Raw genomic sequence first — 12,746 nt, 5'->3', positions numbered from 1 at the left:
TTCTTCTACTAACGGGGCAGGTTAGTTAAAGAAGACATACTTAAACAAATCATGTGAGTAGTTTGATAATACTATAATAATTAAACGAGTATTCTGAACTCGTTGAATGAGCAACAATACTTTGGTTTTTGGTCAAATATACAACTTTCAAGTAAACTTAATAACTACTAATAGGTGGCTAAACGTTTTTTTTGTGTTTCTTTATTTTGAAATGAACGATTTTTCCCAGTTAGTCGTATTACATATAGATTATTATTGTATGGAGTAGATCTCATGGATGAAAAGGATTTAATTCGAAAGGCAAAAAAAGGAGATACATTGGCGCTTTCGAAACTGCTACAACAGAATTATTCGTTCCTCGCAAAGTATTTAATGAAAGTTACCCTTCATCCACAAGTCGCAGAAGATTTAACACAAGAGACGATGATGAAGTGTATTGAAAAAATCCAACTGTATAATGGTGAATCCAAGTTTTCCTCATGGCTCATCACAATCGCAACGAACCTTTTCATCGATCAACAGCGTAGAAAGAAGCGGGAGAAAAACTGGCTAGAGCAGGAACAAGCGCTCCGAAAAATGAAATGGAATGCAGCCAATATGAACGAAGAATGGAAAGATGTACTTGATATACTTGCCCAGATTAATGAAGAAATACGTATGCCAATCGTGTTAAAGCATTATTACGGATATTCATATGAGGAAATTGGAAAAATGATGGGTATTGCAGAAGGAACAGTAAAATCTCGAGTTTCAAATGGTCTAAAAAGTGTACGAAAGGAGTTGGCTGAACTTGAAGGAGTATGATTCTAAAAATAGTAATTCTATGTTGGATGATGAAGATGAATTAACGGTTAAGCAATTAATAGATGGTTTAGAAAAACTGGATCAATGGAATTCAGTATCTACTCCAAACTTACAATGGTTTCAACAGAATATTGAATTAGAGAAAAAAAGAATACGAAAAAAACAATGGAAAGACCTGCTCACATTTATCTCTGTTGCAGTATTTGTGCTTTCAGTTTTGATTGCTGTCGTTTATCGTCAGCCAATTCTTTTTCTTTATTTTCAGCTTGTGGGGATTATCTTACTGCCCTTATCTCTTAACGAAATTAGAAAGAAGGTCAGTAATGAATGAACTCAAACGAACTAAGTAGCATACCGCTTTGGTTATTGGTCCTAGTTGCATTCATTCTGATTTGCCAGAGCTCATGGATGTTTTGGGATGCGCGGAAGAGGGGACACAATGCTTGGCTATGGGGCTTTTTAGGCCTTATTCAATTTCCAACGTATCTTATTATCTATCTTATTTTTGCAAGAAAAATATTTAAAAGAAAGGTCTCAGGATCAAATTCCTGAGACTTTTTTCATTTATTTTTTTCGTGAGTGAACGATTAGGCGAACGTAATCGTATTAAGGGTAAATAAACAATTTGGGAGAGAAAAAATGAATGAACTGTTAAATGGAATCCCATGGGGAGCGGCTGCGCCAATTCTTGTCTTACATTTAATTCTTATGATTACCGCATTAATTTCTTGTATTAGAGAAGAAAAAACGAACGGATCAAAATGGTTGTGGATCCTTATTATTCTCATTATCAACTTAATAGGACCAGTGCTTTATTTCGTTGTTGGAAGGAGAAATGATTAATGGAGTTATTAAAGGCAAGCGATTTAGTAAAAAGATTTGGAAATACGAATGCTGTTAAAGGAATCAATTTTCATATTGAAGAAGGCAGGTGCGTTTCATTACTTGGACCAAATGGAGCAGGAAAAACAACGACATTAAAAATGCTATCCGGATTGTTGGAGCCGACTTCAGGCAGTATTGATTTTAAAGGGGAAAAAGCAAAGGATTTAAGGCAGTTTATTGGGTATTTACCTCAATATCCTGCTTTCTATAATTGGATGAGCGGAAAGGAGTTTCTTGTTTTCGCAGGACAATTAGCAAAGCTGAATCGTAAAGAAGCAGAAAAAAGAAGTGAAGAATTACTTGAACGAGTGGGCCTAACGAATGCGCAGAAAAGAAAAATAGGGGGTTATTCTGGTGGAATGAAGCAGCGCCTTGGATTGGCACAGGCACTAATTCATCGACCGAAATTACTTATTTTAGATGAGCCTGTTTCAGCACTCGATCCACTTGGGAGACGAGAGGTATTGGACATGATGAGAGAGATTAAAGAGGAAACAACAATTCTCTTCTCAACTCATGTCCTTCACGATGCAGAAGAAATAAGTGACGACATTCTTATCATGCATGCCGGAGAAATTGCAATATCAGGTAGCCTGGGAAGTGTAATGGAAGAGTATCGACAACCTATTTTACAAATTGAATTCGAATCGCAGGCTGCCGATTGGCTAAAGAGCATAGCAAGTTATAGCTTTGTCTCTGAAGTAAACATTCAAGGTAATAAAACCAGTATCGTATTAAAAGATATGGTAAATGGGAAGCAAATATTATTAAAAGATATCGTGGATAGAAATCTTCCGATTCGTAAGTTCGAGATTTCTCAAACAACATTAGAAGATTTATTTATGAAGGTGGTGAAGGCATGATACAATGGATTGTTCTTTATCGAAAAGAAATGACGGAAATGGCGCGAAATTATAAAATTTTATGGATTCCAATTGTCTTTATTTTGCTAGGTGTCATGCAGCCGGTTAGTTCGTATTATATGCCGGAAATTTTGGACAATTTTGGCGGTCTTCCAGAAGGTACAATCCTTGATATGCCTACTCCGACTGGGGAAGAAGTATTAATGCAGGTTATATCTAATTATGGGATGCTTGGTGTACTTATTCTTGTTTTGAGTGCAATGGGTGTCGTTTCCGCAGAAAGACAGAGTGGAGTAGCAGGTATGGTCATGATTAAACCAGTTCCTTATTCCTCGTATATATTATCGAAATGGGCTGGGTTACTTACAATTACACTCATTTCATTGTTTATCGGATATGTAGCTTCTTGGTATTATACGAGTTTACTCATTGAAACAGTCGCTTTTGAGCGCATTTTTCAAAGTGTAGTGATCTACAGCATATGGTTAGTTTTTGTTGTTACATTGACGCTCTTTTTTAGTACGATAATGAAAGGAAATGGCAGTGTCGCTTTTGTTACGATTTTTGTGGTCTTTGCTATTTCGACGGTTACATCCATTTTAGGAAAGTATATGACATGGAGTCCGGCTAAAATGACTGAGCACACAGGACAGGTCTTGTTGTCAGGAGAACTAGATTCTAGTTTCTTGCTAGCTTTTATTACAACTATTGCTATTATCATCGTCGTTCTCATCTCATCTATACAAATCTTTAAGCAAAAAGAGCTATTGGAATAAAAAAGGTATCCTACCGTATGTATTCTTTTTTTATAAAGTTTATGAAACCATTCACTTAAACTATAGGGGGCTGTATCTGGCAGAATAAAAGTGCAGACTCGCGCAACATGTTTGTGCAGAGGTCAGCACTTTTTTAGTACCATAAAAAAAAGACTTGCCAGCCACCCCAAGTCCCTCTACTGTATAGGTGTCGAATCCAACAGTGGAGGTAAGAGAGGAATGCTAACAATGTCCGATATTAAGTGTATCAAATTATTAAGAAATCAAAAAGGGCTTTCGATCTCAAAGATAGCAGAAACACTGCATAAATTATTTTTTGAAAAATTTGTACCAAGGTTCACCTATAAAGAAAAAAGGTATCAACAACAAGGTCCAAACAGCGTTTGTATCTAATCCACTTTTAAAATATAACATAATTTTTAAATGACAATTTTCGGTATTTTATTAAAATTAAGATCCGAAGGTGATGAAATATTATATAGAAAATAAATCCATTATTATTATTTTTTTAGGAGGGTTGAAATGAAAAAATTTTAGTTACTACATTAGCATTAGGAATGGCAACAACAGGACCATTTACAGGAAATAAAGTTCAAGCAGCAGAAACCTTCAATGATTATTCTAAGAGCCAAATAAGCGAACTTAGTGTTTTCAACGTTACATATGTAGTAAAACAAGTAAAGATAACATTTATAGTGGAGCTATTCCTAACGGTTTTTATAAACCAGAAGAAATGCTAAAACCTATAGCTGGAATTTTTCACAAATCACAAATTATTGGATTTGAGAGATTAAAATTCGGATCTAAAATTTTCTTTTATGGAACTCCTATCTATGGGCAATAATGATAAATTGCCTCTTTATAGAGGGAGGGATTTTTGTGGAATATTCCAACAAGAGCATCGATGAATTATTGCTTGAGTTGCATAAAATCAAAGAACGCAACAAGGAAAAAATCCGGAAGTTAGAAGTTAATGAAGCCGGCTATCTCCTTTTAGATCCAACGAATGAATTAGATCCGTGACATCTTTAATTGCATGAACACCATATAAATAAAGAATTTATATGGATAAGAGTATAATAGTTTTAAAAACCATTTTTTTACTTGCATTGCCGGCATTGTATAACCAAAGGAGGGAATTTATGATATTAAAGTATATAATTATATTTTTGCTAGGATTTTTATTAACATTTATTGTTTCAGTAGACTTTTTTGATCAATATAATTTAGCCCTTAGTTTATTTTCTAGAATTATTTTTGCTTTATTTTTCTTATTAATTATTTGGCTGTTACAAAAAATATTTTATAAAAGGAGTACTAAATGAAAAATAATAAAAATGTATAAGGTTTTATCTACTTTCATGATCGTTGTACTGTTAATCGGAACCATTACTACCACAGCTAGTGCAAAAAGCAACAAACAATCATTTGAAGAAGAAGTTGAAGTTTCAGAAGAAGAGGTTGAACTATTAGCTAAATCTCTAGAATTGGTTTATGAATCCGGACAAGTTACACAAGACAATCAACTTATAGGCTTTAATCAACAGAAATTCGAAGAAGAATTAGCTGGATTAGAAGGTGCGGAAGAAATCATCCAACAATTAGAAGAAAATAATTTATTCGCAGAAGTTCCAGAACCAATAATATCACCTCAAGTAGCAGCTTGTGCTTGGCATGGGATGAAAGAAAAACCTGCTTATATCAAAGCCAAAAATACTTGCATAAAAAATGGACTAAAAGCAAATTACGGGCCTATAACAGCAATTTCCACTATAGCTAACCTGATTGCTGATAAAAATTTTACTTTAGCAGCTAAAAAAATACTAGCTTTAGGAATAAGAAGCAATATAGCAGGTGGTGTAGTTACGGTGTCTGCGATTCTCCTAGATTGTGGTAAGAAAATGGAGAAAAAATTCCTTCAAACCAGATAAAAAGACAAAATACATCGAAGTGAAAACAACAGGCGGAGAAAGAGCTCCATTTATGATGACTCTTAATGAGTTAATGTTCTCGCAAAAAGAGCCGAATTATTATGTTTTACATCGCTTGTATCATTTTAATTGTCACACCAATTCCGCTGATTTTTATCTTTTAAACGGAGATATATCGACACAAAGAAAGCTAGTTGCTACGCAGTATAAGGTTTATTAAGAAAAACAATAGTATAAAAGAATTTACAGTTACTTTTTTAATGTCAACGCCGATCCTAGAATTCCCTAATTTCGCCGGAATAAAAATTCCCTTTAATATTAAAGGTAACGGCATGATGCAATAGGCGATCCAGTATAGCTGTAGCCGGTACGTCATCCCCAAATACTTTTCCCCAATCAATAGAAAGGGGAATGTGAGGGAACGAAATAATTTCCTCCATGATTTGCTTGATCTGATTTTTAAAGAAAAGATTATTGACACAAAAAATAATATCGTGTTATTATTGAATATTTGATAAAAAAACCAACATGTGATAACCTTAAGAAGGTTACCATACATGGAGGTGGATTACATGTTTCAAATTGGCGATAACATTGTTTATCCAATGCACGGAGCAGGTATAATTGAAGCCATAGAAGAAAAAGAATTCTTAGGGGAAAAACAACAGTATTATGTCATAAAAATGTCAATCGGTAATATGCAAGTTATGATTCCAACGCATAAAATATTGAGTTCAAGTATACGACCAGTTACTGATATACTTGCATTAAAACACCTCATACACATTTTTCAGCATGGAGAATCAGATAAGTTACTGCCGTGGAAACAAAGATATAAAATAAACACGAACAAAATAAAAACGGGTGAAATACAAGAAGGTGCTGAAGTTGTACGGGATTTAATGCGTATGAAGAAAGAAAAAGCACTTAATGCAAGCGAAAAAAAAATGTTGGATCATGCATATCAATTTTTGATTAGTGAACTGGAGGTAATTAAAGGAATCACTGAAAATCAAATAAAAGTTTTTTGTTAAGTTTAATTATAGATATGTATTGCATTTAGAAAAAATATCCTGAATTTTTCGATAATAATAGGATTGAAAGTAAATCATTTCAAAGACATTCAACTTTTTCCATTGTTTTAGAACATTACCTCTTTTGTTATTTCTACAATCTAATCCATTTTTATTATTTAAATTTCTTCTGCGAACATTTGAATCTTTATCAAAAAACTCGATAAAGTAGTCACTTGATTTTTGTAATCCTAATTCACACTGGCACGGACAAGGAGCCGTAAGGATGAAAGAGAGGCAGGGCTTTCATTGTTTTAAGGATATCTAAGTGGCTATTTCTGGAGATAAAAACAAACAAACTTACCTTAATCTTTAAGAATTTCTTACACCCACTGCGACAGTGAATAGTAATTGTGTATCTTCTTTTCATAAGAGATATGCGAGTTGGTAACATCTAAATATATGGTCAACGATAGAAAATGACGGAATTTCTAAAACTAGAAACCATTTTTACAACTCATTTAACATAATAAGATTAGACAAAACAATAAGAAGGAGTGGAGATATGAAACACATTCCAACACAAGAATTAAGTAACGAGTTAAAGAAACGAAAAGGGGTTACTTCTATTAAGGTTGAGTCTTATGAAAAAATTGAAGTTGGCGGAATTCTTGTAGATGGACCAGCTGTTATTTTAATTAATCAAGAGTACCTAAAAATTGTTGAATGAACGAAGAAAAGGGTGATTCTTTACGAAAAGGAATGATCCTTTTTGTTTGCTGCTGCTAATAATAGGATATACATAAATGTCAATAGAAATTGACACTTCGTTTAGCAGGACGCTTTTGGCGGTTGGAAAACGTCAGGTAGTGAAAAAAGAAAGAATAAAATGTAGTTGTATTCGAAAAGAAAAATAAATAACTTATATACATTCCGCCTATTGTCAATCCAGTATGTTATACTGTAGACAACCTTTGAAGCTTTAAATCTTTTTCTATTACCTGTACCATCTCCCTACTCGAATGTTGAGTAGGGTTTTTTATTGAGTATTATACAGAGTACATAAAAAAACAGGCTCTTTATATAAAGAGCCTGTTTTTATCAATGATTTAAGATTAAGCAACTTTTTGAACGTTAGCAGCTTGAGCTCCACGAGGACCTTGCTCAACGTCAAACGTTACTTTTTGACCTTCGTCTAAAGATTTGAATCCATCACTTTGGATTGCAGAGAAGTGTACGAATACATCGTCTCCATTTGCACGTTCGATAAAGCCAAAACCTTTATCTGCATTAAACCATTTAACTGTACCTTGTTCCATTTTTGTTGCCTCCTAGTGCGTTACCACACATTATATTACTATCCTTGCCCAAAGTATCATCAAGACGAAAAGTCGATATTCATACTATCCTTTACACCGAACAAAAATAATTCTTCTTTATCATAACAGGAAACGGAAAAAATTGCAAATTAATATTATCGTTTTAGTCATGGCATTATTTGTTCAACGTGCGGATACTAGTGCAGAAGCGGTCAGCAAAACAGAACTGTCAATCATCCTGCGAACTTATAACACGGTCTAAGGTGCCCTATTAATAACTATGGTTTGAAAACCCCGTGAAAATGAAACACGAGTGTCTTCAAACCTTTTTCTTTGCTTAATAGTACTTCAAAAATAATTTTTACGGTGATTGATGGTTAAAGATTTCTTTAAAAAGCCCAGTTGTTTCTTATTCAAGTACAAGGTATTCTGCTTAAAAGTAGGGCTGTTCACTGGTAAAGCTGTGTTTCTGCGGATGTTTCCAAACGGTCACTCATGGTAAATCCTCATTTGCCGAGGTATTCATAAAAAATGATAGTTGTTCACAAATAATCGGCCTGTTCTTCATTTTCATTTTCCAAAGCTTTTTGAATTAAGAAACTCAAGTTTACTAGTAGTATGGTTTTCTGGCCCTTTATTTTGATACTCAAAAATCAATCCATATTTACAGCAGTATTTCCTTACTTGTATTGTTTGTTCCGCAAACAATCAATGTTCATGATCTAAATAAACAGATCTTTATAGGGGAGCAGGGGGAGAGTTTAGCCCGATAAAGAGCTGGGTATAATCTTCATACGCCTTTTGTGTCCTGACTGGCGCTGCTAATAAAGATTTAATTGAGCCAGAAATTTGCTTTGCATTTCCACTAGTTTTACAGTGAGATTGGAAAACTGATTCATTTAACAGTTTTTAAAAGAGATCCTTAGCTGGCGGGAAAGTTAAAATAAAACAAGTGACGTCATTCATAATCAACCTTATATAAAAAAGCGATTCAAAAGAGAGCGATTCTAATTTTTCTAGGGCAGCCATATTCCTTTCTTAAAAAATTATTATGAAAAAGAATAAAAATTTCTTCAATAAAAAAACAGATTTCAAACAAAGCTCTAAAATATGTTAAGAAACTATGGACAATGAAGCCAGGCCTCACTTTGGTAAAGCAAGGAAGTAAAGGATCTTTAAGAAAATAAGATAAATATGACATTTATCATATATGGTGTATGACAGCTGGGACTTCAAAGGCAATAAAGCATTTTCTATACTTAGATTAACAACATCAGAGAAGGTGAAACTTTAAAAAATGAATGAACAGAACCCAAAGGCTTTAAGAAAACTGGTTACCCCTTATGAAAAGTCGGATTTACAAAAAAGTATTTGGCAAATCATTAACACATTGGTACCATTTTTCCTGTTATGGTGTTTGGCATATAAGAGCTTGTCGATGTCTTATTTCCTTACATTAGCGATTTCTGTCGTTGCGGCAGGTTTTTTAGTGAGAACCTTCATCATTTTTCACGATTGCTGCCACTATTCCTTTTTTAAGAACAGAAAGGCGAATCGAATCCTTGGAACAATAACAGGAATCCTGACGATGCATCCTTTTGACCATTGGGCACACGACCATTCTGTCCATCATGCGACAAGCAGCAACCTGGACAAACGCGGTACAGGTGATATTTGGGTACTGACCGTTGAAGAATATAAAGAAGCTTCAATTAAGACAAAAATAATGTACCGTTTATATAGAAATCCATTTGTTATGTTTATTATTGGTCCGATTTACGTCTTCGGGATTACCAATCGTTTTAATCGTAAAGGGGCCAAACGCAAAGAACGGATGAATACATATGTAACGAATTTGGGGATCGTCGCTTTGGCAGCACTTTTATGTTGGGCTATTGGCTGGCAAAGCTTCCTACTAGTTCAGGCTCCAATTTTTATGATATCGGGATCCCTCGGAGTTTGGATGTTTTATATTCAGCATACGTTTGAGGATTCTTATTTTGAAGAAGATGAGCATTGGGAATATGTAAAAGCAGCAGTTGAAGGCAGCTCTTTTTATAAGCTTCCAAAAGTCATGCAATGGCTAACAGGCAATATCGGTTTCCATCATGTTCATCATTTAAGCCCGAGAGTCCCGAATTATAAGCTTGAAGAAGTGCACAACAATACTGAACCATTGCAAAACGTTCCGACCATTACACTGGCAACAAGCCTTAAGTCGTTAAAGTTCCGCTTATGGGATGAAGAAGGCAAAAAATTTGTTGGTTTTAACCACTTAAAAAAAGCTTCTAAAAGCCAAGTATCAACGCGGCTAAGAACGGATTAAATAACTTCCCCTTAATCGATGATTAGGGGAAGTGTATCTTGCAGAGTAAGAGTGCAGACTCACGCAACGGTGTTGTGCAGAGTCTGCACTTTTTTATTGCTAACTTCACTTATGGACTTTACAATAAGGTGCATTTGTAAAAAATAAAGGGAAACGTTATACAAAATTGAAAAAGATAATCGGTATACTATTAATAACATCAACGTCTCGATATGTATACTTTGTGTTCTGTCAAAAATCGAAAGCGAAGAGGGCGGTCAGTGTGTCATCCTATCCTTATCGAAAAAATTTGTAAAGAAGGAATATAAATGAAATTGATAGAATAAGTAAATTTGGATATAAATCTTAACGTCTAAATATTAATAAGAGGAGACTGCCTATGGGAACTAACGAAGTAAAAAGTTTAAACTAAAGTAAGCGCGGGGGTTGAAAAATATGAAACAATTGGGGACCCTATACTTTTTCTGTGGAAAAATGGGAGCTGGAAAATCAACTAAATCAAAACAATTAGCGATAGATAAACATGCGGTACTGTTGTCTGAGGATGAATGGCTTTCATCTCTTTATCCCAATCAGGTTGCATCATTTAAAGACTATCTAAAATTCTCAGCGCAGCTCAAGCCATTGGTGAAAAAGCATGTCCAGAACATATTAAGTGTCGGTACAGATGTAGTGATGGATTTTCCGGCTAACACTCAAAAACTGCGAAAGTGGTTTTTGGATATGGCGTCAGAGGTCAATGCAAGCCATCAACTAATTTTCCTTCATCTAAATAACGAGCAATGCTTACGTCAAATTGCACAAAGGCGTAACGAACAACCCGAAAGAGCAGCTTTTGACACGGAAGCAGTGTTTATTCATGTTACTAAATTTTTTGAAGCTCCAGAGGCATCCGAGGGTTTAAATATTTTAGAGTTTAGCGGAAAAGAATAACAAGGAGTTTAATGATTCGTTTGCATAGAGTACCTTTTGTTCTGGGAGGTGTTCTATATGAGATAAAATGAAATATGAGTAAGAAAGTTTTCAATATATATATTAAAATCCATGTAACTTTGTGAAGTAGTACACTTCAACTAACGGGTGCGTTCGTTGAAGAAGTTTTGAAAAAAAGCCTGAATCAATGATTACTTGGTAATCTACGATACAGGCTTTATCTGTGGATAACTAATTGTTCCTATATATTTCTAACTCAGTGTTCCCTTTTTTAATGGATCAATTTGAAGCAGCCTTATCTTTCGTAAGCTGGATTTGAGTCAATAATTTGGACACAAAAAAGTTAAATGTGAGTCTTGGAAATATAAGTACTTGAAAGTTGTACCAGAAAGTTTAAAAGAGTCCAAGGCATTAGGATAGTTGTGAATAAATAATTATGAAACAAAGTGAGTTAGAACCTGTAGAGGAGATGAGGAGATGATAATTAGTGCAGAAAGGAAGGACTCAAAATTGATGAGGTTGCGTAGAGTTTGCGGTTATGGTGCCGCCATAGCAGTAACACCTTACCTACTGATCAAAATCGTATGGACTCTTGGTCTCTTCCTTCCAACCGAGCAAATGGGTGACGCTAGCTGGCGCATTATAAACGCAGTAACCGCCGTTCTCGCTGCGGTTGGTATCTTTCTTGCGCTGGCGTTTTGCAGACCATGGGGGGAGCGGCTACCTGCGTGGTTGGTTGCTCTACCCATTTGGGTTGGTACCGGTTTGCTTGTTCCCATGTTGTTGATTGCACCGGTTCTGGGTCCTGCAGCTATGATCCGGGATCAAGAAGCAGGTGCCGCCGATTTCTGGGTATACGAGCAGATCTTCGTCATGATCTCACTTTTCGGGATCGGCATTTTCCTGCCGCTTGCATTGGCGGGGTATGCAATGGCACGTTGGCCAGAGGCGCTGAGCGGCACAACCGACTATAAGGAGTTGCCGGGCAATACTTTACAACTGCAGATTATCTTGGCTAGGATCGTCGCTGCCGGCTGCATTCTGCTCGGTGTCATCAAGGTGTTTTGGGCGGTTGGCGGCTCTTTCGGCATCGACCCGGCAACCATGGGTGAACGCGATGTGTGGTGGCGCTTGCTGTCATTGAGTACAGGTGTGTGGTCCTTTGCTGGTGCGTGGGGCATACTGGTGGTATCATCCCGCCGTGGGTCGCGGTGGTTTCTACCCCCTATGGCAGCGGCATGGATTTCATCGGGAGCGTTGTTCTCCAACAATCTCTATTCCGCCTTATCTTCAGTTCGACTCGGTGCAGCACCCACCCCAGAGTACCCATTAGCATGGTTATTGACCACACAGGCAGGCATCGTCTTAGGTGTAATAATGGGGATGGTTATCCTACTGGTGCTGCATGAACGCCGTCGAGCCCTTCAAGATGAGTCTAACTGAAGTTGATTACACAGAGCTAGGGACTATTGGTATTGTGCAAGAGCTCATTTCGCGTGGAGAAAAGGTAGTGTATTTTACAATCGAAGATTTTCGAGAGCTAAAATAATGATCAAACTTTTTTATAAAAATTGTATAGTAGCTAGCAAGGAATTAGCCCGTTATGATCAATCTTTTTCAAAACGGGCTCTTATTATTTAATTTAAAATACGGGTTTGAGAGATATTTTTGATCAAACTTTATTCCAAACCAACAATTAAGCGTATCAAGATTTGTTATATAAATTATAATAGTAATTCGAGAAAACACTTCATTGATTCTCATAGATACCAGGCAAACAAAGCAAAACCCCCGCTGCATGTTTCTGCAGTGGGAGTTTTCATTTATTCAATACATCCTCGCTAAAGACTTATCCATTTGTTCCTCGTTGGCCTTCACCTCATGACTATTCAAATT

General features: G+C 35.8%; 14 protein-coding genes and 1 pseudogene. 13 read left to right on the top strand and 2 right to left on the bottom strand.

The window, feature by feature from the left end:
• The first annotated feature begins 273 nt into the window (after positions 1-273).
• The 8 genes from sigY to BBA02S_RS21670 all read left to right on the top strand — a co-directional run bounded on the left by sigY (position 274) and on the right by BBA02S_RS21670 (position 5,479).
• Positions 274-804: an RNA polymerase sigma factor SigY gene (sigY, locus tag BBA02S_RS18580; RefSeq protein WP_041096457.1), complete on the top strand. Its 531-nt coding sequence runs from the start codon at positions 274-276 to the stop codon at positions 802-804.
• Positions 791-1,135 (top strand): YxlC family protein, encoded by a 345-nt coding sequence (locus BBA02S_RS18575; RefSeq protein ID WP_041096455.1) that lies wholly within the window; start codon positions 791-793, stop codon positions 1,133-1,135. The genes sigY and BBA02S_RS18575 overlap by 14 nt, the downstream gene beginning before the upstream one ends.
• A gap of 308 nt (positions 1,136-1,443) precedes the next feature.
• Positions 1,444-1,647 carry a PLDc N-terminal domain-containing protein gene (locus tag BBA02S_RS18565; protein ID WP_052477437.1) on the top strand — a complete coding sequence of 68 codons (204 nt, stop codon included), beginning with the start codon at positions 1,444-1,446 and terminating at the stop codon, positions 1,645-1,647.
• Positions 1,647-2,552, top strand: coding sequence for an ABC transporter ATP-binding protein (locus BBA02S_RS18560; RefSeq protein ID WP_041096451.1), 906 nt, complete (start codon positions 1,647-1,649; stop codon positions 2,550-2,552). The genes BBA02S_RS18565 and BBA02S_RS18560 overlap by 1 nt, the downstream gene beginning before the upstream one ends.
• Positions 2,549-3,328, top strand: a complete 780-nt coding sequence (locus BBA02S_RS18555) for an ABC transporter permease (RefSeq protein ID WP_041114537.1) — start codon at positions 2,549-2,551, stop codon at positions 3,326-3,328. The genes BBA02S_RS18560 and BBA02S_RS18555 overlap by 4 nt, the downstream gene beginning before the upstream one ends.
• 879 nt (positions 3,329-4,207) lie before the next feature.
• Positions 4,208-4,351 (top strand): hypothetical protein, encoded by a 144-nt coding sequence (locus BBA02S_RS20855; protein WP_156136587.1) that lies wholly within the window; start codon positions 4,208-4,210, stop codon positions 4,349-4,351.
• 338 nt (positions 4,352-4,689) lie between these two features.
• Positions 4,690-5,259: a hypothetical protein gene (locus BBA02S_RS18545; protein ID WP_156136586.1), complete on the top strand. Its 570-nt coding sequence runs from the start codon at positions 4,690-4,692 to the stop codon at positions 5,257-5,259.
• Positions 5,219-5,479, top strand: a complete 261-nt coding sequence (locus tag BBA02S_RS21670; RefSeq protein WP_041096443.1) for a protein NO VEIN domain-containing protein — start codon at positions 5,219-5,221, stop codon at positions 5,477-5,479. The genes BBA02S_RS18545 and BBA02S_RS21670 overlap by 41 nt, the downstream gene beginning before the upstream one ends.
• A 55-nt stretch (positions 5,480-5,534) precedes the next feature.
• Here the strand turns inward: BBA02S_RS21670 and BBA02S_RS20850 are convergent.
• Positions 5,535-5,657, bottom strand: a pseudogene (locus BBA02S_RS20850) (ATP-binding protein); the annotation flags it as partial.
• A gap of 174 nt (positions 5,658-5,831) precedes the next feature.
• On the opposite strand from BBA02S_RS20850, the gene BBA02S_RS18535 reads away from it, so the two are divergent.
• Both BBA02S_RS18535 and BBA02S_RS20845 read left to right on the top strand, forming a co-directional pair.
• Positions 5,832-6,293, top strand: coding sequence for a CarD family transcriptional regulator (locus tag BBA02S_RS18535; RefSeq protein WP_041098066.1), 462 nt, complete (start codon positions 5,832-5,834; stop codon positions 6,291-6,293).
• Between the two features lie 544 nt (positions 6,294-6,837).
• Entirely contained in the window at positions 6,838-7,002 is a 165-nt protein-coding gene (locus BBA02S_RS20845; protein WP_041096441.1) for a BC1881 family protein, read from the top strand.
• Between the two features lie 385 nt (positions 7,003-7,387).
• Here BBA02S_RS20845 and BBA02S_RS18530 read toward each other — a convergent pair whose 3' ends face one another.
• On the bottom strand, positions 7,388-7,591 hold the full coding sequence (locus tag BBA02S_RS18530; RefSeq protein WP_041096439.1) for a cold-shock protein: 204 nt from the start codon (positions 7,589-7,591) through the stop codon (positions 7,388-7,390).
• 1,297 nt (positions 7,592-8,888) lie between these two features.
• On the opposite strand from BBA02S_RS18530, the gene desA reads away from it, so the two are divergent.
• From desA to BBA02S_RS18515, 3 genes are all read left to right on the top strand, one after another.
• Positions 8,889-9,917 carry a Delta(5) desaturase DesA gene (gene desA, locus BBA02S_RS18525; RefSeq protein WP_041096437.1) on the top strand — a complete coding sequence of 343 codons (1,029 nt, stop codon included), beginning with the start codon at positions 8,889-8,891 and terminating at the stop codon, positions 9,915-9,917.
• Between the two features lie 435 nt (positions 9,918-10,352).
• Complete coding sequence (locus BBA02S_RS18520; protein WP_041114538.1) at positions 10,353-10,850, top strand: P-loop nucleotide/nucleoside kinase family protein; 498 nt, start codon at positions 10,353-10,355, stop codon at positions 10,848-10,850.
• A gap of 477 nt (positions 10,851-11,327) precedes the next feature.
• Positions 11,328-12,293 carry a DUF1700 domain-containing protein gene (locus BBA02S_RS18515; protein ID WP_041114539.1) on the top strand — a complete coding sequence of 322 codons (966 nt, stop codon included), beginning with the start codon at positions 11,328-11,330 and terminating at the stop codon, positions 12,291-12,293.
• Positions 12,294-12,746 lie beyond the last annotated feature (453 nt).

The organism is Bacillus badius NBRC 15713 (assembly GCF_001591605.1).
Taxonomy (GTDB): domain Bacteria; phylum Bacillota; class Bacilli; order Bacillales; family Domibacillaceae; genus Pseudobacillus; species Pseudobacillus badius.
This window is presented reverse-complemented; position numbering and strand designations above follow the sequence as displayed.

Coding starts and splice junctions, on each gene's coding strand:
- sigY (WP_041096457.1), top strand. CDS start 274: ATGGATGAAAAGGATTTAATTCGAAAGGCAAAAAAAGGAGATACATTG.
- BBA02S_RS18565 (WP_052477437.1), top strand. CDS start 1,444: ATGAATGAACTGTTAAATGGAATCCCATGGGGAGCGGCTGCGCCAATT.
- BBA02S_RS18560 (WP_041096451.1), top strand. CDS start 1,647: ATGGAGTTATTAAAGGCAAGCGATTTAGTAAAAAGATTTGGAAATACG.
- BBA02S_RS18555 (WP_041114537.1), top strand. CDS start 2,549: ATGATACAATGGATTGTTCTTTATCGAAAAGAAATGACGGAAATGGCG.
- BBA02S_RS18545 (WP_156136586.1), top strand. CDS start 4,690: ATGATCGTTGTACTGTTAATCGGAACCATTACTACCACAGCTAGTGCA.
- BBA02S_RS18535 (WP_041098066.1), top strand. CDS start 5,832: ATGTTTCAAATTGGCGATAACATTGTTTATCCAATGCACGGAGCAGGT.
- BBA02S_RS20845 (WP_041096441.1), top strand. CDS start 6,838: ATGAAACACATTCCAACACAAGAATTAAGTAACGAGTTAAAGAAACGA.
- BBA02S_RS18530 (WP_041096439.1), bottom strand. CDS start 7,591: ATGGAACAAGGTACAGTTAAATGGTTTAATGCAGATAAAGGTTTTGGC.
- desA (WP_041096437.1), top strand. CDS start 8,889: ATGAATGAACAGAACCCAAAGGCTTTAAGAAAACTGGTTACCCCTTAT.
- BBA02S_RS18520 (WP_041114538.1), top strand. CDS start 10,353: ATGAAACAATTGGGGACCCTATACTTTTTCTGTGGAAAAATGGGAGCT.
- BBA02S_RS18515 (WP_041114539.1), top strand. CDS start 11,328: ATGATAATTAGTGCAGAAAGGAAGGACTCAAAATTGATGAGGTTGCGT.